This is a genomic window from Tessaracoccus luoxuelianae (genome assembly GCF_054483915.1).
Genome location: NZ_CM137013.1, coordinates 2,969,609 through 2,993,646, shown reverse-complemented (window position 1 = coordinate 2,993,646; position 24,038 = coordinate 2,969,609). Strand labels below are relative to the sequence as shown.

The 24,038-nt window shown below is 69.8% G+C and carries 22 protein-coding genes and 1 tRNA gene; 9 read left to right on the top strand and 14 right to left on the bottom strand.

What is annotated here, in order from left to right; translation table 11 throughout:
- Position 1 precedes the first annotated feature (1 nt).
- Together ACX1D1_RS13795 and ACX1D1_RS13790 are read right to left on the bottom strand one after the other, a co-directional pair.
- The gene (locus ACX1D1_RS13795; protein ID WP_182798611.1) at positions 2 to 487 is read right to left on the bottom strand and encodes a flavin reductase family protein; all 486 of its coding nucleotides are present in this window, start codon (positions 485 to 487) and stop codon (positions 2 to 4) included.
- 50 nt (positions 488 to 537) lie between these two features.
- Positions 538 to 1,971: a uracil-xanthine permease family protein gene (locus ACX1D1_RS13790; protein WP_182798610.1), complete on the bottom strand. Its 1,434-nt coding sequence runs from the start codon at positions 1,969 to 1,971 to the stop codon at positions 538 to 540.
- A gap of 93 nt (positions 1,972 to 2,064) precedes the next feature.
- Here ACX1D1_RS13790 and ACX1D1_RS13785 point away from each other — a divergent pair, with 93 nt between their 5' ends.
- Positions 2,065 to 3,150 carry an FAD-dependent oxidoreductase gene (locus ACX1D1_RS13785; protein ID WP_459054915.1) on the top strand — a complete coding sequence of 362 codons (1,086 nt, stop codon included), beginning with the start codon at positions 2,065 to 2,067 and terminating at the stop codon, positions 3,148 to 3,150.
- A gap of 12 nt (positions 3,151 to 3,162) precedes the next feature.
- On the opposite strand, the gene ACX1D1_RS13780 is transcribed toward ACX1D1_RS13785, so the two are convergent.
- On the bottom strand, positions 3,163 to 4,743 hold the full coding sequence (locus tag ACX1D1_RS13780; protein WP_255421954.1) for a dolichyl-phosphate-mannose--protein mannosyltransferase: 1,581 nt from the start codon (positions 4,741 to 4,743) through the stop codon (positions 3,163 to 3,165).
- Between ACX1D1_RS13780 and rsmI the strand changes: the two genes are divergently transcribed.
- The 5 genes from rsmI (at position 4,742) to ACX1D1_RS13755 (ending at position 8,733) form a co-directional block, all read left to right on the top strand.
- Positions 4,742 to 5,593: a 16S rRNA (cytidine(1402)-2'-O)-methyltransferase gene (gene rsmI, locus ACX1D1_RS13775; RefSeq protein WP_182798608.1), complete on the top strand. Its 852-nt coding sequence runs from the start codon at positions 4,742 to 4,744 to the stop codon at positions 5,591 to 5,593. The genes ACX1D1_RS13780 and rsmI overlap by 2 nt on opposite strands.
- Positions 5,590 to 6,456 (top strand): TatD family hydrolase, encoded by an 867-nt coding sequence (locus tag ACX1D1_RS13770; protein WP_459054913.1) that lies wholly within the window; start codon positions 5,590 to 5,592, stop codon positions 6,454 to 6,456. The genes rsmI and ACX1D1_RS13770 overlap by 4 nt, the downstream gene beginning before the upstream one ends.
- Complete coding sequence (gene rsmA / locus ACX1D1_RS13765; RefSeq protein WP_459054911.1) at positions 6,449 to 7,303, top strand: 16S rRNA (adenine(1518)-N(6)/adenine(1519)-N(6))-dimethyltransferase RsmA; 855 nt, start codon at positions 6,449 to 6,451, stop codon at positions 7,301 to 7,303. Before ACX1D1_RS13770 ends, rsmA begins: the two co-directional genes overlap by 8 nt.
- Before the next feature lie 66 nt (positions 7,304 to 7,369).
- Positions 7,370 to 8,248: a 4-(cytidine 5'-diphospho)-2-C-methyl-D-erythritol kinase gene (locus tag ACX1D1_RS13760; RefSeq protein WP_459054910.1), complete on the top strand. Its 879-nt coding sequence runs from the start codon at positions 7,370 to 7,372 to the stop codon at positions 8,246 to 8,248.
- The gene (locus tag ACX1D1_RS13755) at positions 8,245 to 8,733 is read left to right on the top strand and encodes a MarR family winged helix-turn-helix transcriptional regulator (protein WP_182798604.1); all 489 of its coding nucleotides are present in this window, start codon (positions 8,245 to 8,247) and stop codon (positions 8,731 to 8,733) included. The genes ACX1D1_RS13760 and ACX1D1_RS13755 overlap by 4 nt, the downstream gene beginning before the upstream one ends.
- Here ACX1D1_RS13755 and ACX1D1_RS13750 read toward each other — a convergent pair.
- From ACX1D1_RS13750 to ACX1D1_RS13735, 4 genes are all read right to left on the bottom strand, one after another.
- Positions 8,700 to 9,380, bottom strand: coding sequence for a TetR/AcrR family transcriptional regulator (locus tag ACX1D1_RS13750; protein ID WP_459056593.1), 681 nt, complete (start codon positions 9,378 to 9,380; stop codon positions 8,700 to 8,702). The genes ACX1D1_RS13755 and ACX1D1_RS13750 overlap by 34 nt on opposite strands.
- Positions 9,381 to 9,481: 101 nt before the next feature.
- Positions 9,482 to 9,694, bottom strand: a complete 213-nt coding sequence (locus ACX1D1_RS13745; RefSeq protein WP_182798602.1) for a hypothetical protein — start codon at positions 9,692 to 9,694, stop codon at positions 9,482 to 9,484.
- Positions 9,695 to 9,938: 244 nt separating this feature from the next.
- Positions 9,939 to 10,508, bottom strand: coding sequence for a DNA-3-methyladenine glycosylase I (locus ACX1D1_RS13740; RefSeq protein WP_459054909.1), 570 nt, complete (start codon positions 10,506 to 10,508; stop codon positions 9,939 to 9,941).
- 171 nt (positions 10,509 to 10,679) lie between these two features.
- Positions 10,680 to 12,047, bottom strand: coding sequence for a 13E12 repeat family protein (locus tag ACX1D1_RS13735; protein WP_459054908.1), 1,368 nt, complete (start codon positions 12,045 to 12,047; stop codon positions 10,680 to 10,682).
- Between the two features lie 174 nt (positions 12,048 to 12,221).
- On the opposite strand from ACX1D1_RS13735, the gene ACX1D1_RS13730 reads away from it, so the two are divergent.
- A tRNA-Gln gene (locus ACX1D1_RS13730) sits at positions 12,222 to 12,300 on the top strand.
- Positions 12,301 to 12,507: 207 nt separating this feature from the next.
- Here the strand turns inward: ACX1D1_RS13730 and ACX1D1_RS13725 are convergent.
- On the bottom strand, positions 12,508 to 12,684 hold the full coding sequence (locus ACX1D1_RS13725; RefSeq protein WP_459054907.1) for a hypothetical protein: 177 nt from the start codon (positions 12,682 to 12,684) through the stop codon (positions 12,508 to 12,510).
- A gap of 10 nt (positions 12,685 to 12,694) precedes the next feature.
- Positions 12,695 to 13,708 (bottom strand): LacI family DNA-binding transcriptional regulator, encoded by a 1,014-nt coding sequence (locus ACX1D1_RS13720; protein WP_459054906.1) that lies wholly within the window; start codon positions 13,706 to 13,708, stop codon positions 12,695 to 12,697.
- Between the two features lie 196 nt (positions 13,709 to 13,904).
- On the opposite strand from ACX1D1_RS13720, the gene ACX1D1_RS13715 reads away from it, so the two are divergent.
- Positions 13,905 to 15,125, top strand: a complete 1,221-nt coding sequence (locus ACX1D1_RS13715; protein WP_459054905.1) for a Gfo/Idh/MocA family protein — start codon at positions 13,905 to 13,907, stop codon at positions 15,123 to 15,125.
- Between the two features lie 43 nt (positions 15,126 to 15,168).
- Entirely contained in the window at positions 15,169 to 15,669 is a 501-nt protein-coding gene (locus ACX1D1_RS13710) for a DUF427 domain-containing protein (protein ID WP_459054904.1), read from the top strand.
- Between the two features lie 77 nt (positions 15,670 to 15,746).
- On the opposite strand, the gene ACX1D1_RS13705 is transcribed toward ACX1D1_RS13710, so the two are convergent.
- The 5 genes from ACX1D1_RS13705 to ACX1D1_RS13685 all read right to left on the bottom strand — a co-directional run bounded on the left by ACX1D1_RS13705 (position 15,747) and on the right by ACX1D1_RS13685 (position 23,872).
- Positions 15,747 to 19,130 (bottom strand): choice-of-anchor Q domain-containing protein, encoded by a 3,384-nt coding sequence (locus ACX1D1_RS13705; protein WP_459054903.1) that lies wholly within the window; start codon positions 19,128 to 19,130, stop codon positions 15,747 to 15,749.
- 106 nt (positions 19,131 to 19,236) lie between these two features.
- Entirely contained in the window at positions 19,237 to 20,295 is a 1,059-nt protein-coding gene (locus ACX1D1_RS13700) for a LacI family DNA-binding transcriptional regulator (protein WP_459054902.1), read from the bottom strand.
- Between the two features lie 49 nt (positions 20,296 to 20,344).
- The gene (locus ACX1D1_RS13695; protein WP_459054901.1) at positions 20,345 to 21,073 is read right to left on the bottom strand and encodes a phosphatase PAP2 family protein; all 729 of its coding nucleotides are present in this window, start codon (positions 21,071 to 21,073) and stop codon (positions 20,345 to 20,347) included.
- Between the two features lie 102 nt (positions 21,074 to 21,175).
- Positions 21,176 to 22,573 (bottom strand): CehA/McbA family metallohydrolase domain-containing protein, encoded by a 1,398-nt coding sequence (locus ACX1D1_RS13690; protein ID WP_459054900.1) that lies wholly within the window; start codon positions 22,571 to 22,573, stop codon positions 21,176 to 21,178.
- Between the two features lie 204 nt (positions 22,574 to 22,777).
- Positions 22,778 to 23,872 carry a ScyD/ScyE family protein gene (locus tag ACX1D1_RS13685; RefSeq protein WP_459054899.1) on the bottom strand — a complete coding sequence of 365 codons (1,095 nt, stop codon included), beginning with the start codon at positions 23,870 to 23,872 and terminating at the stop codon, positions 22,778 to 22,780.
- Positions 23,873 to 24,038 lie beyond the last annotated feature (166 nt).

Below are 24,038 nucleotides of genomic sequence, written 5' to 3'. Positions count from 1 at the left end.
GTCATGGGTGCCGGGTGGGGACGAGGGCCTGGAACTGGCGCATGTGGTAGGCCAGGGACGCGTCACCCTGGAACGATGCCGCTGCCACGGTGCCCAGGATGATGGTGTGGTCACCGCCCGGCTCGAACGACAGTTCGTCGCAGCGCAACCAGGCGACGGCGCCGTCGAGGCGCGGGAGGCCGTGGTCGTCGTGCCAGACGAGGCCTGAGAACCGGTCGGGGAGATCGTTGCGGGCGAACCGGAGAGCCAGCTCAGCCTGGTCCTCGCCGAGCACGTTGACGCCGATCCGCCCGGACGCCCGCACTCTCCCGATCATTCCGCCCCGGTTGTCCAACGCGAGGAGCACCATGGGCGGGGAGATGGACAGCGACGAGAATGCCGAGACCGTGGTGCCGGTGGGGACGCCGTCGACTGTGGTGGTGATCACGGTCACGGGCGCCGCCACGCGAGCCATGGCGTCGCGGAAGGTGCTCTGCAGGTCATCCACGGCCCCCACGGTATCGCCCCGCGGCAAAGGGCCGCGGGGCCGTCCGAGCCTCAGCGGGGCGAGTCGTCGTCCTCGTCGACGTAGATGCCGGGGGCGTCGTAGATGAGCGAGGCGCCGTCGGCGCTCTCACGCATCTCTCGCGGCGCGATGACCCGGGCCAGGTGGTAGATCCCGATCGTCACGATGGTGCCGAGTGCGATGCCTCCGATGCTGAAGTCGTCACCCAACGGCAGCTGCACGTCGCCGACACCGATGATGATGCCCGCCGCGGCAGGGATCAGGTTGAGCGGGTTGCCGAAGTCGACCCCGTTCTCCTTCCAGATCTTCGCGCCGAGGAGGCCGATCATGCCGTAGAGGACGACGGTGATGCCGCCCAGCACTGCGCTCGGGGTGGCGGAGATGACGGCGCCGAACTTCGGGGAGAAGCCGAACAGGATGGCCACCAGGGCAGCCACCACGTAGGCGGCTGTGGAGTAGACGCGGGTGGCGGCCATGACGCCGATGTTCTCCGCGTAGGTGGTGGTGGGGCCGGCGCCGACGAGGGTGGCGATCATCGAACCCGCGCCGTCTGCCGCGATGGCCCGGCCCATGACGGGGTCCAGGTCCTCGCCGGTCATCTCGGCGACCGCCTTGACGTGTCCCGTATTCTCCGCGATGAGCGCGATCACGACGGGCAGCGCCACGATGATGGCCGCGAACGAGAAGCTGGGCAGGTGGAAGCCCACCACGTTGTCCGTGGCGCCATAGGTCCAGTTCGCCAGATCGCTGACCGGCGGGAGGCCGAACCAGTTGGCCTCCGCCACCGGGGCCCAGTTCACGCGCAGCTGCTCGGTGACCGTGCCGTCCTCGGCGACGCGCTGGAGGGGCCCGAGGACCAGGTCGAAGACCCAGCTGAGGACGTATCCGATGATCAACGACAGGAAGATGGCGATGCGGCCCATGAAGCCACGCAGCCCGATGCTCAGTGCGATCACGATCAGCATCACGGTGAACGCCACCCACGGATCCACCGGCCAGTAGACCGACGCGACCACAGGGGCCAGGTTGAAACCGATCAGCATCACGACGGCGCCGGTGACCACCGGCGGCAGCGCCTTGTGGATCACGCGGGCACCCGCGAAGTGGATGATGAGACCCACCATGAAGAGGGTCAGGCCCACCACGAACAGCGCACCCGTCAGGTCCGCGGGGTCACCGCCGGCGGTGTAGATCGCGGTGGCCACGCCGACGAAGGAGGCCGACGATCCCAGGTAGCTCGGCACCCGGTGCTGGACCGCGAACAGGAACACCAGCGTCGCGACGCCGGACATCATCACCGCGAGCTGCGGGTTGAGGCCCATCAGCAGCGGGAACACGAACGTGGCGCCGAACATCGCCACCACGTGTTGGGCACCGAGCCCGACGGTGCGGCCCCAACTGAGCCTCTCCGTCGGCTTCACCACCGCGTCCGGGGCGAGAATTCCGTTGTTGTGCAGCTTCCACATGGGGCGCTTCCTTTCGTCGGCCAGACTTTACTGCCTTCGCGTGGCGGGCCTGTCACCGGTCCCGCCGTCGTGGTCTCGGGCTAGGCTGAACCCATGGCACACGACGTGGTTGTCCTGGGGGCGAGCGTCGCGGGGCTGACCGTGGCCCGCCGCTTGGCGGCAGAGGGTTACGACGTGCTGGTGCTCGACCCCAACCAGGAGTTCCGCAGCGCCGCGATCGGACACGGGGTCGCGGCGTTGGGCCACGCGTCCACCGTGGCCACCATGACCATCGCCTACGGGGTCGCGGGCGCGCTGGAGCACGCCCGGCGCAACCTCGCCGCCATGGCGGAGATCAGGCAGATCCATCCCGGCCTGACCACCATGACGCTCCGCGACAGTTCGCTGCCCGGGGGCGACGAGCGGGAGACGCGGGAGGTGGCGGAGCTGTTCCGCACCGCGGGCGCGGAGGCGCAGGTCGACGGCGGGCCTGGCGGGGCGGCACTGGTCACCCAGGCGCTGTGCGTGGACACCGACGAGTACGCCCGGCTGCTGAGGGCTGCGGCTGTGGCCGCGGGCGCCCAGGTGGTGCACGAGGTGACCGTGACCCACCTGACGCGACGCGAGGGCATCACCCGGATCGGGTTCCGCAACAACCTGGCCTGGGTGCGAGACGCCGGCTCCGTGGGCGGAGTCGCCCTCATCGACACCCTGGGCATCAGCCCGTGGGGGAGGGCTGCGCGCATCGGCCCGGCGCAGTGGGTTCCGGTGCTTCGCTGCATCCCCGCCCGCCCCCGCACGGAGGTGAGCCTGCACGCCACTGGGCCCGCGTGGATGATCCGACCGGTGGGGGAGGCCGCCCTCGTGGTGGGCCAGAAGGTGAGCCTCTCGTCGATCGACGCCGCGACGGCGGGGCTGGCGCAGTGGGCGCGCTCGGAGCTGGGCGCCTCGGCCCTCGAGACGGGCCGGATGGCCATCGATCCCAGTGACCACGGCCGCCCCGTGGTCGGTGCCTCCGCGATCCCGGGCGGGTTCTACGCGCGCGGCAACGGTCGCGGTGAGCTGATGAACGGCACCGCCAGCGGCTACTACCTGGCCGGCCTGCTGTTGGGGGACTCGCCGGCCAACGCCCTGCCGCGGTTCAGCAGGATGCGCGCCTACGGGTCCCGGCTGCTCAGGCAGCGCGGCGCGGAGGGCTAGTCCGGAGACCGCCTAGATCCAGGCGTTGCCGAACCACATGCGCATCAGCCAGGCCGGCCGCGTCATGATCTCAGCGGTGAGGATGGGGTAGAAGAACGCGAAGTTGAGGATGATCAGGGCCAGCAGCACGCCCACCGCCATCGCCCGCACGCGCCGTCGAGGATGGTGGGCCGGGCCCAGGATCTTGCCCAGGGCCATCGCCAGCACCGTGGCGCTGAACGGGATGATCATGATGGCGTAGAAGAAGAACAGGGGCCGGCCGGCGTAGCGGAACCACGGCAGGTAGGTGGCCGCGACGGCCAGCAGCGGAACGGAGAACCGCCAGTCCCGGCCCATCAGCCACCACACCAGCCCCGCGCCCAGCGCGAGCGCCGCCGCCCACCACAACAACGGGGTGCCGATGCCGTTGACGATGCTCACGCAGGTGGTGCCCACGGCCTCGCAGCCGTCCACCCCCGGCTCGATGTCGTTGACGGCGTAGATCGCGATGGGGCGCTGTAGGAACAGCCAGCCGGCCGGGTGGGCCTCGTAGGAGTGGGTGGCATCCACCATCATCCCGTCGCCGGTATGGAAGCGGTACATCTCAACGTGGTAGTGCCACAGTGAGCCGAGCGCCTCGCCGAAGCGCTGCACGACGGGGTCCTCCGGGTTGTCCGCGCCCCAGCCGCGGTAGTAGCCGCCGTCGGTAGTGAACCAGCCGAACCAGGAGCCGAGGTAGATCGGCACCACCACGACCACCAGGTTGACGAACGCCATCGGGGCGTCCACCAGCACCGACCACCACTGGGCGCGCCCGGCGCCGGCCAGCCGCCGCGCGCCCAGGTCCCAGAAGACGACGACGATCCCGAACATGGCGATGAGGAACAGCGAGTTCCACTTCACGGAGACCGACAGAGCCAGCATCACTCCGGCCGCCACGCGCCAGGGCCGCCACAGCAGCAGGGGCCCGAACGAGCCGCCCAGGTCCGGCAGGTCGTGGGCCCGCAGGTGGGCGGCGAGCTTGTGGCGCATCCAGTCCCGGTCCGCCACGAGCGCCGCGACACCCGCCACCGCGAAGGTGGCCTGGAAGATGTCCAGCAGGGCGATGCGGCTCATCATGAAGGCCAAGCCGTCGAAGGTGATCAGCAGCCCCGCGACGCCGCCGATCAGCGTGGAGCGCGACAGGCGCCGGGCCATCCGGATGGTGAAGAACACCAGCAGCGTGCCGAAGATCAGCGCCATGAACCGCCAGCCGAAGGGATTCATGCCGAACATCGCCTCGCCGGCCGCGATGAGCAGCTTCCCCACCGGCGGGTGCACGATGTAGGCGGCCGCCTCCTTCATGCCGGAGAGGTCCCCGGCCAGGATCATGTCGTTGGCGTCCTCGACCCACTGCCGCTCGTAGCCGGACTGCAGGATCGCCCACGCGTCCTTGGCGTAGTAGGTCTCGTCGAACATGATGGCGTGGGGCTGGCCCAGGTTGTGGAAGCGCAGCAGGAACGCCATCAGCGTGATGCTGAGGGTGACCACCCATCCGGCGGTGCGGTCGCGGAGCCGGCCGTCGTCGAGAGCCTGGAGCGTGGTCAGCACCCATGCATCATAGGCTGAGCTCATGCACCCCCTTCCCGACGGAGCCCTGATCCTGGCGGCCACGCCCATCGGGTCCTCCGACGACGCCAGCCAGAGCCTGCGCACCGCCCTGGCTTCGGCGGATGTCATCGCGGCGGAGGACACCCGCCGATTCCTCCTGCTCACCAAGCGGTTGGGGATCGAGCCGACGGCGCGGGTGGTCAGCTACTTCGAGGGCAACGAGGCCTCCCGCACCGTCGAGCTCGCGGCCGCCGTCGCGGCGGGGCAGCGGGTGGTGCTGGTGACCGATGCCGGCATGCCGTCGGTCAGCGACCCGGGGTATCGGCTGGTGGTGGCCTGCATCGACGCCGGCCTTCGGGTGACCGCCGTGCCCGGGCCTTCCGCGGTGCTGACCGCGTTGGCCGTCTCCGGGCTGCCCGTGGACCGGTTCTGCTTCGAGGGGTTCCTGCCCCGCAAGGCCGGCGAGCGGGGCCGTCGATTGGCGGCCCTGGCAGGCGAGGAGCGCACGATGGTGTTCTTCGAGGCCCCCCACCGCCTGGAGGAGTTCCTCCGCGACGGCGCCCGCGAGCTGGGCCCGGACCGTCCCGCGGCCGTGTGCCGCGAGCTCACCAAGCCCTACGAAGAGGTGATTCGCGGGCCGTTGGCCGAGCTGGCCGAGTGGGCTGGGGGCGGGGTGCGCGGCGAGGTCACCGTCGTGGTTGCCGGGGCGCCGCCGTCGACGGCATCGGCTGACGACGCGTTGGAGCTGGTGCGGCGGGCGCGGGCCGGTGGTGCGAGACTGTCCGAGGCGGTGGCGGACGTGGCGAAGGTCACCGGAGCCAACCGCAAGGAGCTGTACGCGGCTGCGTTGGCAGACAAGGAGAGCGCCAAGTGAATCCCCTCGACACCCTCGGCCTGCCGCCCCTGCCGGAGGCGCTGCCCCGGCCCGTCGTCGACAACCACACCCACCTGTGGTCCACCCACGAGTATTCGGGTCTGCCGGTGGGTGACTCTCTTCGGCTGGCCGCCCAGGTGGGGGTGTCGCGGGTGATCGAGGTGGGCTGTGACGTGGAGTCGTCGCGGGCGGCGATCGAGCTGGCCGAGCGCCAGCCCGCGGTGCGCGCCGCAGTGGCGCTGCACCCCAACGACGCGGCCCGGGTGTTCCTCCGCGACGGGGCCGCGGGTCTCGCCGCGGTGCTGGCGGAGCTGGAGCCGCTGGTCGCGGCGCCCGAGGTGGTCGCGGTGGGGGAGACCGGCCTGGACTACTTCCGGACGCGCGAAGCGGCGGGCCAGGAGGCTCAGGAGGTGTCCTTCCGGGCGCACATCGGGTGGGCGAAGACCTACGAGCGGACGCTGGTGATCCACGACCGCGACGCCCACGACGACATCCTGCGCGTGCTCGACGACGAGGGCCTCCCGGGCCGGGTGGTGATGCACTGCTTCTCCGGCGACGCCGACTTCGCGCGGCGCTGCGTGGAGCGAGGGGCGTTCCTGTCGTTCCCCGGGGTGGTCACTTTCGGCTCGGCCGGGGCGTTGCGCGACGCAGCGCTGGCGACGCCGCTGGACCGGATCCTCGTCGAGACCGACGCGCCGTATCTCACCCCGGCACCCCGAAGGGGCAAGGCCAACGCGCCCTACCTGCTGCCGCACACCGTCCGGTTCCTTGCGGACCTGCTCGGGGTGGAGCTGGCTGAGTTCTGCGACCGGATCGTCACCAACACTGCCGCGGCGTACGGGGAGTGGGGGACGGATGCCTGAGCTCGGACTGCTGGACCCGGCCTCGGTGCGCCGCATCGCGGCGGAGCTGGACCTGCGCCCCACCAAGCAGCGGGGGCAGAACTTCGTGGTGGACCCCAACACGGTCCGGCGGATCGTCGCCCTCTCCGGCGTGACGGCCGAGGATGTGGTGCTGGAGATCGGGCCCGGGCTCGGGTCCCTGACGCTGGGGCTGCTGGAGACCGGTGCCCGGGTGGTCGCCGTCGAGATCGAGGAGCGGCTCGCCGCGCGGCTGGAGCGGACCGTGCGCGAGCGGATGGGCGAGGATGCAGCCGAGCGGCTGACGGTGGTGGCCGCGGATGCGCTCCAGGTGGATGCGCTGCCGGGGCCCGCGCCGTCGTCGTTGGTGGCCAATCTGCCCTACAACGTCTCCGTGCCGGTCCTGCTGCGCATGCTCGAGCTGTTCCCGGACTGGACCGATGGGCTGGTGATGGTGCAGCTGGAGGTGGCGGACCGCCTGGTGGCGCCGCCTGGAAGCAAGGTCTACGGCGTGCCCAGCGCGAAGGTGGCCTGGTACGCCGAGTCCGCGAGGGTGGGCACGGTGCCCCCCAAGGTGTTCTGGCCGGTGCCCAATGTGGAGTCCGGGTTGGTGCGGATCACGCGCCGCCCGGCGCCCGCGACGACGGCGTCCCGCGAGGACACCTTCCGGGTGATCGACGCGGCGTTCTCGCAGCGACGCAAGATGCTGCGCGCGGCCCTGGCGGGGCTGATCGGGTCGTCGGCGGCAGCGTCGGAGCTGATCGAAGCGGCGGGTGTGGATCCCCAGCTGCGCGGCGAGATGCTGGACGTGGCCGCGTTCGCGGCGATTGCCGAGCGGGTCTCTGGCTGACGGACGCCACTGGGCCCGCGGCGCGGTTTGCGCTACGTTCAGGGGGTGACGGCGGTCAGGGTTCGCGTGCCCGCGAAAGTGAACCTCGCCCTGCGGGTCGGCGGGACCGACGCCCAGGGCTATCACGAGTTGGGCACCGTCTTCCAGGCCGTCTCCCTCGGCGACGAGGTGGTGGCCGAAGCGGCTCCCGCGGGCGAGTTCCGGCTCGCGTTCCAGGGCGAGGGCGCCGCGTTCCTCCCCATCGACGACACCAACCTGGCGATGCGTTCGGCCAAGCTGCTCGCGGAGCACTTCGGGCGCCACGACGTGGGCGTCAGCCTGCTGGTGCGCAAACGGATCCCGGTGGCCGGCGGCATGGCCGGGGGGTCGGCCGATGCGGCCGCGGTGCTGGTGGCGTGCAACGCGCTGTGGGCGCTCGGCGCCACGCGGGAGGACCTGCACGACCTGGCTGCCCAGATCGGCTCGGACGTGCCGTTCCTCCTGCTGGGCGGCACTGCTATCGGCACCGGTCGAGGGGAGATCCTCACCCCGGTGATGTCGAGCGGCACCCTCCACTGGACGTTGGCCCTCTCCCACACCGGGCTGTCCACGCCGGCGGTGTTCAAGGAGTTCGACCGGATGTGCAGCCCCCAGGACACGAGCATCCCCGTGGCGCTCCTCGAGGCGCTTCGGGCCGGCGACGCCCCGGGTGTGGGGGCGGCGCTCATCAACGACCTGGAGCGGCCCGCGATCTCGCTGCAACCCACGTTGGCCCGCACCCTGGAGATCGGCCTGGGCGCCGGGGCGCTGGGCGCCATCGTCAGCGGGTCGGGGCCCACGTGCGCGTTCCTGGCGGGTTCCGACGCGCACAGCCATGAGTTGGCCGAGGTGCTCGGCGTCTTCAGCGGGGTCCGGGCCGTCCGCCGCGCCTACGGGCCGGTGCAGGGAGCGCAGGTGCTCGGATGACCGGCGACGAGGTCGACGAGGTGGTGACCGCGTGGGCGCGCGAGCGCGACGACCTGGCGCTGGAACCGATGCACATCTGGTCGCGCATCGATCGCCTGGCCGGCATCCTGGCCGGTCACCGCAAGCGCGCCTTCTCCGCCCACGCCATCGAGGGATGGGAGTTCGACGTCCTCGCCGCCCTGCGCCGGGCCGGTGAGCCTTACAGGCTCTCGCCGGGGCAGTTGTTGCGCGAGACCCACGTCACCTCGGGCACGATGACCAACAGGGTGGACCGGCTGGTGGCGCGCGGAGCGGTGACGCGGGATCCCGATCCCTACGACGGTCGCGGGATGCTGGTGACGCTCACTGCTGCCGGGCTGGAGCTTGTGGATGCGGCGTTGCTGTCGCTGCTGATGCTCGAGGAGGCGCTCCTCGCGGAGTGGGACCCGCATGACCGGGCGGAGATGACCGACTACTTGAGGCGGCTGCTGATCGGCTCGGTCTGATCCTCGGCTTCAACTTCGGGCGTGTTGCCGGCGCGGCGCCGGTCGATGCCTTCCATGATCAGCCTCGGCTCGGCCTGAAGGTGGGCCATGCCGTTCCAGGCGAGGTTGATGAGGTGGCTCGCCACCACCTGCCGGGACGGCTCGCGGTTCTCCAGCCACTGCTGACCCGTCTGCGCCACCAGCCCGACGAGGGCCTGGGCGTAGAGGCCGGCGAACTGGGGATCGTGCCCGGTGCGCTCGAACTCGCCTGCCAGGATGTCCTCCACCTGTGCGGCGATGTCGCTGAGGATGGAGGCGAACGAGCCGCTCGCCTGCCCCGTCGACGAGTCCCGCGAGAGGATCCGGAAGCCATCGGGGCAGCCGTCGATGTAGTCCAGGAGGGCCATCGCGCCTCTCTCCAGCAGCTCTCGGGATCCGGCACCGGGGGTGGTCAGTGCGCTCCTGATGGAGGTGTGCAGCACCTGGGTCTCCCGATCCACCACAACGGCGTAGGCGCCCTCCTTGCCGCCGAAGTGCTCGTAGACCACGGGCTTGGAGACTCCGGCACGCGCCGCGATCTCCTCCACCGAGGTGCCCTCGTAGCCGCGCTCGGCGAAGAGTTCGCGGGCGATCTCCAGCAGCTGCTCGCGGCGCTGCGTGGCCGTCATCCGGGTGCGGGAACGGCGTGCGCGGGCAGGTTGGCGGGTGGACACGGGTGCCATTGTCTCACGGCCGCCAGAGGTCGGCCCCGACGGCGGATCCACGCCTGTCACTCGGGGCCGGTGGCCCGCTTGAACCGCTGTTGGGCGCCCTGCTTCGTCAGTCCGTAGAGCTCCCCGATGCGGGACCAGGAGGCGCCGGCCCTGCGGGCGTCGCGGACGGCGGCGTTCTCGGCCAGGTCCGCCGCTTCGCGGGCGAGGCGCGCGGCGTCAAGGGCGCCGAGCGCCGCGGCTCGTGCATCGCCCTGACTCTTCTCCGCCATGTGCGCATCGTAGCCCGCGACACGCGTCAATGGATACTTGACAGATCCGTCAAGCGATGGTTGACTCGTGTGTCAACGAGACATTGACGCACAGGAGGTGACATCATGGCGAAGAAGGATAAGAAGTCCAAGAAGGACAAGAAGTCGAAGAAGTCCAAGAAGTCCAAGAAGTGACTCGAACCCCACCGAGAAGGCCGGCCCCGTGAGGGGCCGGCCTTCGGCGCGTCTGGGCCTGGGCTCCGCGCTACGCCGTGGGCTGAGCCAGCCAGCAGCCCTGAATGTGGTCGTCTGCCATCCCCACCGCCTGCATGAGCGCGTACAGAGTGGTGGGGCCCACGAAGCGGAAGCCGCGCTTCTTGAGGTCCTTGCTCAGAGCGACGGTTCCTGGTGTCTGGGTCGGCACGTCCGCAAACGTGAGCGGTGGACGATCGCGGGGCTCTGGGGCGTGCTCGGCCACGAGGTCCGCCAGACGGAGGCCACCGTCGTGCATGTCCAGCAGCGCCCGGGCGTTGCCGATGGCCGCGGTGATCTTGGCCCGGTTGCGCACGATTCCGGCATCGCCCATGAGTCGCTCGATCTCCTCCTCGCCGAACTCTGCGACCGCCGCCGGCCGGAACCCCGCGAAGGCGGCGCGGAATGCCTCGCGCTTGCGCAGGATGGTCAGCCAGGACAGGCCGGCCTGGAACCCCTCCAGGCAGAGGCGCTCGAACAGTGCCGCCTCGTCCGGTGAGTCCGGCACGGGCCGCCCCCACTCCTCGTCGTGGTAGGCCTGATACAGCTCGTCGCCCGCCCCGAAGCAGCGCACCTTGTCCATGAGTTGATCTCCCTTCAGAGATTCGAGTGTGCCCCCACTCTGGGCCGCGCGCGTGGCGATGTCCCAGACGACTTCGCGGGCTGGGGATAAGTCGTCGCGTCTTCGGGCGCGCGCTCCTGGCCCGCTCACCGGTTCGGTGGCGGGCTGAGCCGAATGGGCGGAGGCCCGGGGTCAGTTGAGGGCGACGGTGCCGTGCGGGGTGACGCGGTAGAGGTAGCCGAGTGGGCTTCGCCACAGCGCACAGCCTGGACTCTGCAGGTGGGCGAGCCAGTGGCCGGCGGTCTTGGCTCGGTGGATGCGCGTCCTGAGGGGCGCGAGGTTGCCTGTCCAGGTCTGCCCCGGCGGTCCGGACGCCCGGTAGGCGACGGTGTGGTCCTGCTGCAGGCCGCGGCTGGGTGTCTGGGAGTAGGGGAAGGCGTCGGTGGGGAATATCTGGATCACCGCCTCGCGGAGCCGGTGGCTGGGGCGATAGGGATCCTCGGCCGGAATCTCCGGCAGGTCGATGACCGGGCGGACCACCACCTGCTTGTCGCCGAGGAGGAGGCGCAGCGTGTCCTGCGTGAGGGAGCCGGCGCCTTCGACCCGGGCAGGGCCGTTCAGGCCGGCCAGGGATGCGGCCGGGATGTGAACGAACACCTGGGTGACGGGGCGCAGCTTCTCCAAGGGCGTGGTGATGGTGCCGCAGGTGTGCCCGGTGCAGCCGGCAGGGTGTGGGCGGTGGCGCTCCGCGTCCGGATCCTGGTCTGCGATGGGACCTGGGGCGGCCGCGTCGAGTAGGGCCGGCTGACCGGCGGCCTGCTGCTGCAGCGCCAGCGCATAGGCGGGGTGGGCCAGAGCGCCCAGAGCCCGGGCCCGCAGCTCGGCCTTGGAGACGCCGGCGGCGGTTGGGTCCGCGCCGGGGAGGAGCGCGGCGATCTGTTCGATGGCGGCGTCCAGGTACTTGGCATCCAGAACGTCGAGCTGGGCGGAGACCTGCATGGAGCCCTCCCTGTACGCATAGATCGACACGTGACGGGCTTCCAGGGCCCGGCGTTCCTCCTCGGCGGCGAGCTGGGGAGCGGCCTCGATGATCAGCTTGTCGATCAGGTTCATCGACGCAGTCCAGCTGAGCCGGTGCTGCTGCTTCAACCAGCGCGTGGACAGGGCGTCGGCCACCTCCCGGGGGAGCGATTCACAACGACCCGCGGCCGCGGCGGCGCGGTGGGGATCCACCTGGAGCTGTTGGACGGCGGTCCACAGCGTGGGGTGCCGGTAGCGAAGGTTGAGTGCGCGGCCGGTCAGGCTGACGGCCTGGCGTGTGGTGCATCCCAGGAGCCCGGCCAGTTCGAGGCCGAACCACTCCGAGATCAGTGGGCAGCCCTCCCCGCCGACCCGGAGGTCCTGCTCGTAGAGGGCCTCGTGGACCTCGTCCTCGGTGTCTAGGTGGTAGCCCACGGCCAGCTGGCTGACCAGGCGTAGCTCGTCGGCTTCGGCCCGTCGTTTCGTGATCCGATTGGCGCGCAGCTGGTCTGCCAGGTGCTGCGCCTCCGTTGTCTTCATACCCCTCACGATAGAAACGACCTCTGACAATTTCGGCCTCCAGAATCGCTCCGGCCAACTTTTTCTTCGACGACTTTTTCTGAAGGGTCCGAGCGGGGCGGAGCCCGTGCGTTGACGGCGGGTGGTCGCCCAGGCTGCGGCTGTATAGACTCTGTCAAGGCCCTCCGGGGCCGTTCCCCGGTTGGTCTTTCGGTAGGGCCCGCCTGACTTTGAATCAGGATTAGCGCAGCAGGTTCGACTCCTGCCCGGGGAGCTCAGACCTTGGTGCGGCGGCGAAGGCTGGCCTGATACCGAAGAAGCCCGCCGTGCCGCCCCCCACCCTCGCGGGATCTCGAAAGCCGCCGTGTGCAGCGCTGCTGCGCGGCCGCCTTGCTAAGAGGCGGATCTGGTGTCGACTACGCCACCAGATCCACCGCACAAGCAGCCGGCTCCGGTGACCCCGAGGGCGTGGTCCTCGATCTCAGTCCGGCGTCTGCGTGGACTCCCGACGTGTCTTCTCAGGGTGGAGGGTGCGGTCCTCGGACTCCTCCAGGATCGCTCGCGCCTGAGCCTCTGGGTCGTCGGTGCCTGCGGCCAGTTCCTCGGGAAGCAGCTGTTCGCGTCCCTCGATCAGTCGGTCGTCCGGTGACTCGGTCATGGTGTGAAGACTAGCCCCGAGCTTCCCGCAGGCGGGCTTCTGGCTCGCACCCGCAGGAGCGGCGGACGACGAGCTCCATCGGGAACGTCTCGTGGGCTTCCGGGCGCTGGTGGAGCACAAGGTCGATCGCCGCGACGGCCATGGCCACAACCGGCTGGCGGACGGTGGTCAGCGGGGGAGCCGAGAAGCGGGTCTCCTCGGTGCCGTCGAAGCTCACGACTGCGACGTCCCCCGGTACTTGCAGGTCGAGTTCGTCGGCGGCCGTTAACAGTCCGATGGCCTGCAGGTCGGAGCTCGTCACCACGGCCGTCGGCCGGTCATCGCTGCCGAGGAGTTCGAGCCCGGCGCGGTAGCCGCCGTCGCGCGTGAAGGAGGTGCGTACCACGCGGCCGGGGTGCTGTCCGCGGCCGCTGTGCGCCTGCATCCATCCCTCCTCACGCCCGTCGGCCTCCGGCGTGACGTACTCACCGATGATCAGGGAGACGCTCTGATGGTGGTGGACGCTCAGCAGGTGCCCGACCGCCATCGCCATCCCGTGGGCGGCGTCCGGTCCGACGGTGGCGTAGCCGGGGACGGGCGCGGCCGAGTCGATGATCACCACGGGCTGGCTCGCTCCGAGGCGGCGCAGCTCGTCGAGCCTGCCCATCGCCGTGGCCCGAGTCACGATCAGGCCGTCGATCTGGCGGTCGCAGAGGTCGAGCATCGAACGGAGGTGGGCGTCGGGGCCGGGTCCACCGGCGGTCATGAGCAGGGCGTAGCCCGCATCGGCCGCGGCCTGCTGCAGCTCCCGGGTGTACTCCGCGTAGAACGGGTTGGTGGTGTCACCCACCACCAGGCCCAGGGTCTTGGTGCTGCCGAGTGACAGGGCGCGGGCGGTCCGGTTGGGGCGGTAGCCCAGGTGCTCGACGGCCTCCAGCACGCGCTGCGTCGTGGCCTCCGACACCGTCTTAGGGCCCCCGTTCACGACGAAGCTGACCACGGCTGTGCTGACCCCGGCGTACCGCGCGACGTCGCTCCGGGTCACGGCGCGGGGTCTGCTCCGGGGCTGCGTGGGTTCCGAGGTCACCAGCGGCCTCCTGTCTGACGTGGCGATGAGAGCAATCCTAAAGCAGCTTGCGCCAGGAAGGTTACCCGGGTAACTTCGTGTCTACCGCATCGCTGCGGGGACGCATCACGCATCAGCTCCACCCATTGCATCAGTCGAAAGGACTGTGACCCTCATGAAGATCGGTGTCATCGGAACCGGCCAGTTCGCCCGGAGTTTCATCAGCCTCTGGCAGCTGCACCCAGCCGTCGAAGAGGTCTATGTGACGGACCTCGTCCCGGAGCGGGCCGCGCAGCACGTCGAGCAGCACGGCCTGGCCGGCAGCTTCCCCGACGTCGACGCCCTGCTGGCCTCCGACGTGGACTCGGTGGCCATCATGACGCAGCGCTGGAGCCACGGTGAACTGGCCCTCAAGGCGCTCGAGGCGGGAAAGAACGTCTACTCGGCGGTGCCGATGGCCATCAGTGCCGAGGAGATCGCCGCCATCGTCGCCAAGGTCGAGGAGACCGGGCTCATCTACATGATGGGGGAGACCAGCTACTACAACCCTGCCGTCATCTACGCGCGTAGCCGCGTCGCCGAGGGCAGCTTCGGCCGCGTCTTCTACTCCGAGGGTGATTACGTCCACGACATGGACAACGGCTTCTCCGCCGCCTACCAGTTCAGCGGCGGTGAGGACTGGAAGCCCACCGCGAGCTTCCCGCCCATGCTCTACCCCACCCACGCCATCGGCGGGGTGCTCGGGGCGCTGCCCACCTACGCCACCACCGTGTCCTGCCTCGGCATCGTCGACACCGGAACCGACGGAATCTTCGACAAGTCCATCTCGCGTTGGGACAACGACTTCTCCAACATGACCGCGCTGTTCGAGCTCGCCGACGGCGGCGCGATGCGCACCAACGAGTTCCGCCGGGTGGGCTACTGGAAGGGCCACGAGTCCCGCTTCCGCTTCTACGGCACCGAGGAGGTCTTCGAGCAGTCCGGCGACGGAGCGACGCTGAGCGTGAAGACCGAGGGCGAGGACTACGCCAAGGGCGAGACCCTCGACGTGAGCGACCTCCTCGCCACCGGGCCCGGCGAGCTGCCGGAGGGCTTCGGCGACGTGGACCCTGCCCTGATGCAGAGCTTCGCCTCAGGCAGCGCCCAGGTCCAGGACCGGACGCGGCTCCCGCGGGAGTTCGACGGCGCCCACAACGGTCACGAGGGCAGCCACCACTACCTGGCCGACGACTTCGTCCGTGCGGTGACCACCCGGACGCAGCCCCCGGTCAACGCGTGGCGGGCGGCCCGGTTCACGCTCCCGGGCGTGGTCGCGTTCGAGTCCGCACGCCAGGGCGGGGCGCGGCTCCCGATCCCCGACCACGGCGACGGCCCGGCAGATCCCGGCTGGGACTGACCCACGCCCGGGGCGGTCCGGGCGCCCGAGCTATCGTCGACGCATGGCGTTCAGACCACGGCCCGACCGGCCCGGCCCCGGCCAGGAATCGGTGTGGGACTATCCCCGCCCACCCGCCCTTCGGAGATGCACCCTGCCGATCGAGGTGATGCTCGGCGGCGAGGTCATCTGCAGGACATCGGAATCCTGGCAGGTCCTGGAAACCAGCCATCCGCCGACGTACTACCTGCCCAGGTCGAGCTTCGTCGACGGCGCGCTCCGGCCGGCCGAGGGCCGCTCGTTCTGCGAGTGGAAGGGCGCGGCCCGGTACCTCGACGTGCATGGCGGGGGCCGCACGGCGCCGTCGGCGGCCTGGCACTACCCGGAGCCTACGGCGCCCTTCGAGGCGCTCGTGGATCATGTGGCCCTCTACGCCGGGCCGATGGACGCGTGCGTGGTCGGCGGGGAGACGGTGACGCCCCAGCCCGGCGGTTTCTACGGAGGTTGGGTCACCTCGTCGGTCACCGGACCCTTCAAGGGCGCGCCCGGCTCCATGGGCTGGTGACCACCCAATAGCAGACCGGCCCGCGGGGAGTGATCTCCACGCGGGCCGGCCAGGGTCATTCCTGCTGATGGCTCAGATCAGGCCACCTCCACCTCGAAGGCCCCGGCGTCGGGGCCGTCGCCCTGCGGGCGGGCGACGCCGCGCTGGTCCGTGGCAGGTGCGGCCGCCGGATCGCCCGCGTCGACTGCGGGGCTGCCGGCCAGCAGCGCGTGGGTGAGCGTCGGCCCGCCGTTGTCGGCCAGCGGACCGAGCAGGGACTCCTCGACGACGATGTCCGTGGGGGCCGCCGCACCACAGGTGGTGTCGCCCAGCACGTTGGCGCCGAGCGACTCCATCACGAACGGGCCGCCGTAGGAGACGATGCACTCGTCGCCGGAGTTGCCGGAGATGATCGACGCCTGCAGCGTGGCGCTGCCGGCAACCAGAGGGCTGAACGAGCCGAAGAACGCACCGCCGGCTGTTCCCCCGGGCGCGGTGTTGTCGGTGACCGTCGATGACGAGATGGTCATCGCGCCGTCGGTGTGGAACACCCCGCCGCCGTGCCAGCCTGTCGAGACGTTGCCGCTGACCGTGCTGTTGACGATCGTGGTGTCGCCGAGCGACCGGACGCCGCCGCCCACGTCGTTGGCGGAGTTGCCGCTGACGGTGGAGCGCTCGATGGTGACGGTGGAGTTGCGGAACCCGTAGACCCCACCTCCGGCGCCGCCCGTGACGGAGTTGTCGCGCACCGTGCTGTCGCGCAGCACGAGCGTGGCTCCATCACCTGTGTAGATCCCGGCCCCGCCCCTCCAGTAGTCGATGCCGCCGGTGGTGACCCTGCTGTCGGCGACGACGACGTGGTCGAGCGTCAGGTTCCCGTTGTTGAGGACGCCGCCGCCGACTTCGTAGCCGTAGCCGTCGCGCAGCGTGAGCCCCGTGACGGTGGCCTCCACGCCCGTGTTGACGACGAGCGCACGCACGGAGTCCTGGCCGCTGACCGCCACCCCGGGCGCCGCCGACGCGTCGATGACGACGTCCTTGCCCAGCGTGAGCTCGGAGCCGCTCAGGATCGTGGCGCCAGCCAGGTCCGGCGCAAAGGTGACCGTCCCACCGGAGCACACTGCGCCCAGCGCTGAACGCAGGGAACCCGGCCCGGTGTCTGCGTCCGTGGTGACCTCAATGGCTGACGCGCAGGCCAGGCGCAGGTCGTCGACGAGGACGGCCTGGCCGCGCTTGGTCTGTGCGCTGAGGGACAGCGCCCGGACGTCGGCGAGGTCGAGCGTGGCGCCGTCGTCGTTGGTGAACGAGCTGAACGGCAGCGTCACCGTGCGCCATCCCGCGGTGTCGTCGCGGAAGGTCGAGGTGAACGTCACCGGCCGGCTCACCGGCTGGTAGACCCGCACGTAGTCGATCTTCAGGGTCTGCGGGAACGTCGTGTTCTCCCCGACCGCGCCGCCGAAGTTGCCGCCGACCGCCGTGTTCATGATGAGGAAGAACGGGTGCTCGAAGACCCACTGGTTCGGGTCCACGTCGGCGGGTGCCGCGTCGTGGAACTCGATGCCGTCCACCGTCCAGGTGATCTTGCCCGGCGCCCACTCGACCGCGAAGGTGTGGAAGTCGTCGGCGACCGGGACGTCGAAGTCGTACGTGCCGCCGAAGGACTGGCCGCCCGAGTAGCCCGGGCCGTGGATGGTGCCGAACACCGTGGTGGGGTTGCGCCCCACGTTCTCCATGATGTCGATCTCACCGGAGGCGGGCCACGGGTTGCGGTTGATGTCGTTGCCGAGCGCCCACACCGCCGGCCACAGGCCCGAGCCGGATGGCACCTGCGCGCGGGATTCGATCCGGCCGTATTGGAACTCGGCCTTGTCCTGGGTCACCAGGCGGGCGGAGGTGTAGAGGCAGGGGCCGTAGTAGCACTGCTGCGCCGTCTCGGGATCGGTCTCGCGCGTGGTGATGACGAGGTTGCCCTCACCGTCGGTGGCCACGTTGTCCGTGCTGTCCGTGTAGTACTGCAGCTCGTCGTTGCCCCAGCCCGGCTTGCCGATGATCGTGCCGTCGCCGATCTCGTGGGTCCAGATGTCAGCGTTCGGCGCGGTGCCGGCGGGGGTGTTGAACTCGTCGGCCCAGGCCAGCTCCCAGTTGGCGGCGTTGGCGTCGCGGTCCTGCGTGGCGTTGTTCTCGATGCCGACGCTCACCTTCTTGCCGCTACCCGTGCCGTGGTAGAGGAACTCGAGCCCGGCAGAGCTGCTCCAGTCCTGGGCCGCGGGGAATTCGCGGCGGACCGTGGTGTTGCCGGAGGTGGGGAGCTTGGCCTCGAGCACATTCTCGAAGGCACCCTGCTCGGGCACGGCCAGCGCGTCGCCGGCCGCGATCTCGCGGGTCTCGACGGTGGTGCGCTTGCCCGCGTCCCAGAAGTACGCGCCGGCCTCGAAGCCGTCGATGAGGTTGGGATCGTAGCTCTCGTCGTCGAGCACCAGGACGCGGGTCAGCGGGGGCCGTCCCATGTCCGCGCCCACCGGATTGCTCAGCTCGACCACCACGCCGCGCTCGCCCTGGTAGGCGTCGTCGTCGATCGTCTCGACCTCGAGACTCGCGCGGGTCTGGTTGGGCGCGAAGGTGACCGTCCCGGAGGCGGGCACGTAGTCATGCTCGGGTGTCGCGGTGCCGGTGGTGGTGGCCCAGTCGACGGTGACCGGCTCGGCCGAGGGCTTGCTCAGCTTCAGCTCCACCTTCGCCGTGTCACCCTCGGTCACCTGCGTGTCTGCCACAGAGAACCCGACGGTGAGCGGCCGCTCCGGCGCGACGCCGTAGAGCTCGACGTCGTCGAGGTAGTACGTCTGGGTGCCGTTGGTGGCGAGCGTCCCGAACGCCCAGCCGTGGATCTCAGTAAGCCCGAAGCCGTCGTTGGGGGCTCCGTTGCCGATCTCCTTGCGCGCCATGTCGGCGAACGGCAGCGTGATCGTCGTCCATCCTGTGAAGTTGTCGACGAAGGACGCGCTGAACCGCTCGGCGGTGTCGATGGTGGAGCCGGGGGCGGTGTTGTCGATGACGTCGACGAACAGGGTCGTTCCGGTGTTCTGGCCGTAGAGCTCGAACTGAAGGCCCTCGGAGGCGCTCCAGTCCTGAGATACCCACTGGGTCTCGGTCTCGTCCTCGAAGCCGTGGATGATCACGCCGAAGGAGTCGACGTTGAAGTCGCCCTTCAGGACGTGGTTGCCCTCGGCCGACCCCGGCAGGGGCTCCGGGGCCGACGTCGTGCGCTCGAAGGTGGTGGTGCTCTTCGGATCCGTGGCGACGAAGAAGCCCAGGGGCACGCCCTCGGCCGTTTCGGCGCCGGTGACCAGGGGAGACTCGAAGTCGTCAACGACGGGAAGCTCGGCGGCGAAGGCGGAGGGAACAGTGAACAGCGAGAAGAGCAGGGTCGACGCCAGGACGGCGCCTCCTGCTCGCGAGATGGAACGGGACCCCGGTCCGGACATGCAGTGGCCTTTCGTGAGGAGCTCTGCGGGCATCCTCGCCCGAAGAGAGCGCTCTCTCAGAGAGCGCTCTCTCAGAAAACCACAGAAATGCCGGTGAGGCAAGGGGTCAGGCGGATTCGCGGGCGACCAGTGTGACGGGGAGGATCAGACGGTCCAGGTCGCGCACCTCTGGGAGGCCGGGTGCTGGAAGGCCCAGCCGTTCGGGCCGTGCCGCCGCCAGCAGCATCCGGGCCATCACCCGCCCTTGGATTACCGTGTCCTGGCGTACCGTGGTGAGCGGAGGCTCCGCGGCGGCCGCCAGGGGGATGTCGTCGAAACCCACCACGGCCACATCGTCGGGCACCCGTCGACCCGCTCGGCGGAGCGCTCGGAGGGCGCCGAGCGCCATGAGGTCGGAGGCGGCGAAGATTCCGTCCACTTCGGGCGAGCGACGCAGCAGCCGCTCCGTGGCGTATTCACCACTCTGCTGAGTGAAGTCCCCGTGTTCCACGAGGTCCGCGTCGAACCCGGCGCCGAGTGCCTCGGCGAAGCCCCGGAGGCGGTCGATGGCGGCGGACATGTCTGCGGGACCTGCCACCGTGGCGATCCTCCGGCATCCCCGCGCCAGGAGACGTTCGGCGGCGATCCGCCCGCCGCCCACGTTGTCGTTGTCGACGTAGGGCACGCCCAGGGAGTCATCGATGGGGCGCCCGCCGATCACGAGCGGCACCCCGGCGTCGAGCATCGCACGGGGGATGGGGTTGTAGGTGGCGTGCTCCGAGATGAGGAGCACCCCGTCGAGCGGTGCGCTGCGGAGGTAGCGCTCGATGCGGTCGAGATCGGGGTACGACTGCGCCATCAGTAGCGTCAGCTGGATGTCAGCCTCCAGCAGCTCCTGGCTCACGCCCCGGACGATGGCGGAGAAGAACGGGTCCCCGAAAACGCGGGGATCCGGCTCGGCGGCAACCAGGGCGACGGCGTCCGTACGGCTGGTGGCGAGGGTGCGGGCGGCCTGGTTCGGGACGTACCGCATGTCCGCGATGGTCCGCTCGACACGCGCCCGGAGCTTCGGGTCCACCGTCGAGACGCCGTTGACGACGCGAGACACTGTGGCCCGGGAGACTCCGGCGGCAGCCGCGACCTGCTCGAGGTTGGGGCGGCGCGGGGCCTGCTCCGACGATGCCACGACGTCTCCTCAGGGCTGTCCTCCGCCGCGGCTGCGGCATGGGGAGATGCTACCCGGCGGGGCCCTTGTCAGGTTGTGGGCGCATCGCATGCCAGAGCCGATGTACCCCGATGACCAAGGCCAGCCAGGCAAGGCCAAGGACCCAGGCGGCGAGCACGTCCGTGAGCCAATGGTGACCCAGGTAGACGCGGCTCAAACCCATGGTCACTGCATAGACGCTGAAGAACAGGATCCACAGCGCACTGGCGAGGGGGCGGCGCTCTTCCAGGTGGATCAGGATGAGGTAGCAGAGGATTCCCGCGATGACGATGGCGTTGAGGCTGTGACCGCTGGGGAAGCTGGCGGACAACTCGTGCGGAGGAATGGACTCCTCGAAGGGTGGGCGGACCCGGCCCACGGCCCGCTTGCCGAGGATCGTCATGGCCAAGGCGCCCCCGGCCGCGATGACAGTGAGGATGAGCGGACGCACCGAGCGGTAGCGCCAGCAGAGGAACGCCACCACCAGCCCGGTGATGATCGGTTGCCAGAGCGGGCCGCCCGCGTTGGAGTACCAGGCAATGACCCCGTCGGTGGTGGGCGTGCGCGCTGCGAGCATCCAGTCGAGGATCGGGCGGTCCCACATGGCGATCCCGTCGCGGTCGGTCACCGACTCGAGCACCTCTCCGGCAATCCAGAAGCCGCCGACCGCGACCACCGCCGCGACGCCGATAGCGCCCCAGAGGACCGTGTACCACGTTGGCGTGGGGGCGGGCTTGGGCTTCGTGACGGCGCGAGACATGCGAACCAGTCTCTTTCACCGAGTCGCGACGGCCAACTTCTCCCACCGACGGGTATGGCCGCCCCTGAGGGACGGGCCACACCCGATCGTCGACGCGTCGGGTCAGAGGATGGCACCAGAGGCGGCGTCAACCTTGATCGTGGTGCTCACTGCCTCGGTGTCCTCGAGGGTGATGATCTCCACCTCGAAGTACTTGGGGCCCTGCTTCACGCCGAATCGGCGGATGACGGTCACCTCCGCCGTCGTCCGGTCCACGGAGGCCAAAGCGGCCGCAGCGGCCTCGGAGTCGGACAGGAAGGAGCCGTTGTTGGACGTGGTGTTCAGTTCGAGCCCGAACGCGTTGGTGAATGAGATCCCGTTGTCGCCCCTGAGTTGCGCGCGGATGTAGTTGTCAGCGCCGGCGGCGATGTCGTCGAGATCCACGGTGTTTCCGGTGGCCACCACCTGGCCATCGGCGATCCATTCGATCGTGTCGTAGTGGGTTCCCTCGATCGTGATGGTGTCGTCCACGTCGTCGACCGCGATGTTGGTGATCGTCGGGGCCGGGAGGGTGCGGTCACCCTTGAAATCGGCGCCCAGTTCCCGCTTCGCCACCAGAGCGGTGGAGTAGAAGGCGCCGGACCTCATGGTGGCGTGCACGTCGGCCTCGGTCAGGGCCGGCATGAGCAGGCGGTTGTAGTCGTAGCCGAGCGCGCCCGTGGAGTGGGCGTCGTCGTTGGCGAAGCCGGGGACGTTGAGCTCGGGCATGGTCTCCTGGAGGACGGCGTCCCACAGGATCCGGTCCGAGTAGGAGTCCTTGTCGGAGACCTTGTTCACGATCTCCATGCCCACCAGCGTGTCCGGGTAGGCCGCGAACAGGCCGACGTAGCGGGCGACCTTCAGAGGGTCGGTCGCGGCCGCGCCGCCGGTGGCGGTGTTGCTCCCGCCGTAGTACCGGCCGGGGTGGTTGATGTGCATGATCGGCTCGAGTGCGCCCTCGGCCGCGGTGAGCCCGTCGACGTAGGCGAGCTTCGACTCGAGCGTCGCGTCGCTCCCGTTGTTCCAGTCGGTCCAGAAGGTGTTGAGGTGGTCCTTGACCGACTGCTCGTCGGAGTGTCCGGTGCCGATCATGCCCGGCAGCCCGTCGCGGTCGGCGCCCGTGTTCATCTCCACCATGCGCTCGGTGGTGAGGTAGTAATCGGGGTTCGACTGCGCATTGGCCGTGTCGGTGCGGTCCCAGGTGGTGTTGACGACGTTGTGATCCGTCATCGAGTAGACGTTGAAGCCCAGGGCGTAGGCCTGCTCAAGCATCTCGGTGGCGGTGTTGGCGCCGTCGGACTCGGTGGTGTGGTTGTGGAAGCCGGCCTTGTACTGGTACCAGCTCCAGTCGACACCCGCGTAGGGGCTGGTGACCCTGTAGTCGAGATCGGTGGTGGTGGCGCTGGCCTCCATCGGCACCGCGGTGAGCGCAAGGGTGCCGGCGACGGCGGCCGCGACCAGGCTGAAGTGACGTCGGGACATGGGGGATCCTCCTGTGATGATCGGTCCCGCATCCGGCGGTCTCCGCCTGGTAGGCGGGCGTCGGATCTGCGAGGTGGTTCACCGTCATCCCAACGGGTCCAGGTGAACACGATCATCACAGGAGGCGAACAGGCATCCAACTCCTACCGAACGTAGTATTGACGAGTAATGCCTGATCAGACCCCACTCGGGTCTCCCAGGTCCCTAGAGGCGTTGCGAGATCAGGGTCCCGTTGCCGAAGGCTCCGACGGTGGCGTAGAGAGTCGACCCGCTGACCTCGACGTTCGCGGCGCCCTCAGCCTCCAGGAACAGGCCGGCGGCGCCACCACCGGCGGGGACCATGAAGATTCCTGGGCCGAAGAGGGAGGCGATGTAGAGGTTGCCGGCGCCATCGAGCGCGATGCCGGTGGGGGTGATCAGGCCGTCGGCATACTGGCTGTACGCGCCCGTCGCCGCGTTCACCCGGTAGACCGAGCCGCGGGCACCGAGGCTCGCGTCCTCAGGGCCACCCGGCAGCGACGACACGAACAGCCGTCCGCCCGGACCCACCTCGACATCTGTGGGCACCCCCTCGAACCCGTAGCTCAAGCCGGCGCAGGACGGCACACCGAGGGCTTCGGCCGCCTCCCCGGTGATGAGGGCCATGCTCGCGGGCAGCACCATCAGGGTGCTGATCGCGCCGGACCCGAGATCCACCGTGAAGACCGCGTTGGCGCCGGCGTCGGCGACGTAGGCCGTGTTGCCCGCCACCGCCACGGCGTAAGCGTGCGAGTCGACCTCAACGTCGGCGCCGGTGTAGCTGGCGGGAATGCCCTGTGCGCCCAGTTCCGCCACGCACTCCTCGTTGGCTGCAGCATCCTCGGCGGACAGGCCGTACTGGACGTCCTGGTCGGGGTTGTTGTCGATCTCGTACTGGGCCAGCTGGTCGGTGATCGTGGTGACCACACCGTCGGAGTCGATGGACTTGAGTGAGGCCGCCATCGGCCGCGGATCCATCGGGCCTGCGCCCTGGCTCTCCACGAAGAAGAGGGTGCTGCCGCGGTAGTCGCTGCCGGCGACATCCCACTCGGGCGCCTCATAGAGCGTGGTGGCGTCGCCGCCGGCGACGGTGGTGAGCCTGCCGGCGAACTCCTCCGAGACGGTCACCGCCTTGCCTGGACCCACCGACAGGTGCAGGGGGCCGATCAGCCCATCGGCCAGCGTCGTGGGTTCGTCCGACGGTGGTGCGGCCTGGGCAAATGAGGCCGAGGCGAGAACCATGAGGGCGGCCGACGTGGCCGTCAGGGTGCGCTTCTTCATCGAGGCTCCTCTGTTGAGTGGGCTGTGGGAACCGGACTGATGTCGTCCTGCAGGCCCCCTGAGGGGAAGGCTCACGGTGATGAGGGTGGGTGTCAAGGGCCGCGCGCAAACCCCGGCGGGGTATGGCCCCGAGCAGCGTCAGGGGGCGTCTGCGTTCGTTCTGCCA

Bases quoted from the DNA above. Each gene is read 5' to 3' on its own strand.
- ACX1D1_RS13790 (WP_182798610.1), bottom strand. From the start codon at position 1,971: ATGTGGAAGCTGCACAACAACGGAATTCTCGCCCCGGACGCGGTGGTG.
- ACX1D1_RS13695 (WP_459054901.1), bottom strand. From the start codon at position 21,073: ATGTCTCGCGCCGTCACGAAGCCCAAGCCCGCCCCCACGCCAACGTGG.
- ACX1D1_RS13785 (WP_459054915.1), top strand. From the start codon at position 2,065: ATGGCACACGACGTGGTTGTCCTGGGGGCGAGCGTCGCGGGGCTGACC.
- ACX1D1_RS13740 (WP_459054909.1), bottom strand. From the start codon at position 10,508: ATGGACAAGGTGCGCTGCTTCGGGGCGGGCGACGAGCTGTATCAGGCC.
- ACX1D1_RS13745 (WP_182798602.1), bottom strand. From the start codon at position 9,694: ATGGCGGAGAAGAGTCAGGGCGATGCACGAGCCGCGGCGCTCGGCGCC.
- ACX1D1_RS13755 (WP_182798604.1), top strand. From the start codon at position 8,245: ATGACCGGCGACGAGGTCGACGAGGTGGTGACCGCGTGGGCGCGCGAG.
- ACX1D1_RS13780 (WP_255421954.1), bottom strand. From the start codon at position 4,743: ATGAGCTCAGCCTATGATGCATGGGTGCTGACCACGCTCCAGGCTCTC.
- ACX1D1_RS13690 (WP_459054900.1), bottom strand. From the start codon at position 22,573: ATGTCCCGACGTCACTTCAGCCTGGTCGCGGCCGCCGTCGCCGGCACC.
- ACX1D1_RS13735 (WP_459054908.1), bottom strand. From the start codon at position 12,047: ATGAAGACAACGGAGGCGCAGCACCTGGCAGACCAGCTGCGCGCCAAT.
- ACX1D1_RS13750 (WP_459056593.1), bottom strand. From the start codon at position 9,380: ATGACGGCCACGCAGCGCCGCGAGCAGCTGCTGGAGATCGCCCGCGAA.
- rsmI (WP_182798608.1), top strand. From the start codon at position 4,742: ATGCACCCCCTTCCCGACGGAGCCCTGATCCTGGCGGCCACGCCCATC.
- ACX1D1_RS13705 (WP_459054903.1), bottom strand. From the start codon at position 19,130: ATGTCCGGACCGGGGTCCCGTTCCATCTCGCGAGCAGGAGGCGCCGTC.
- rsmA (WP_459054911.1), top strand. From the start codon at position 6,449: ATGCCTGAGCTCGGACTGCTGGACCCGGCCTCGGTGCGCCGCATCGCG.
- ACX1D1_RS13685 (WP_459054899.1), bottom strand. From the start codon at position 23,872: ATGAAGAAGCGCACCCTGACGGCCACGTCGGCCGCCCTCATGGTTCTC.
- ACX1D1_RS13725 (WP_459054907.1), bottom strand. From the start codon at position 12,684: ATGACCGAGTCACCGGACGACCGACTGATCGAGGGACGCGAACAGCTG.
- ACX1D1_RS13710 (WP_459054904.1), top strand. From the start codon at position 15,169: ATGGCGTTCAGACCACGGCCCGACCGGCCCGGCCCCGGCCAGGAATCG.
- ACX1D1_RS13715 (WP_459054905.1), top strand. From the start codon at position 13,905: ATGAAGATCGGTGTCATCGGAACCGGCCAGTTCGCCCGGAGTTTCATC.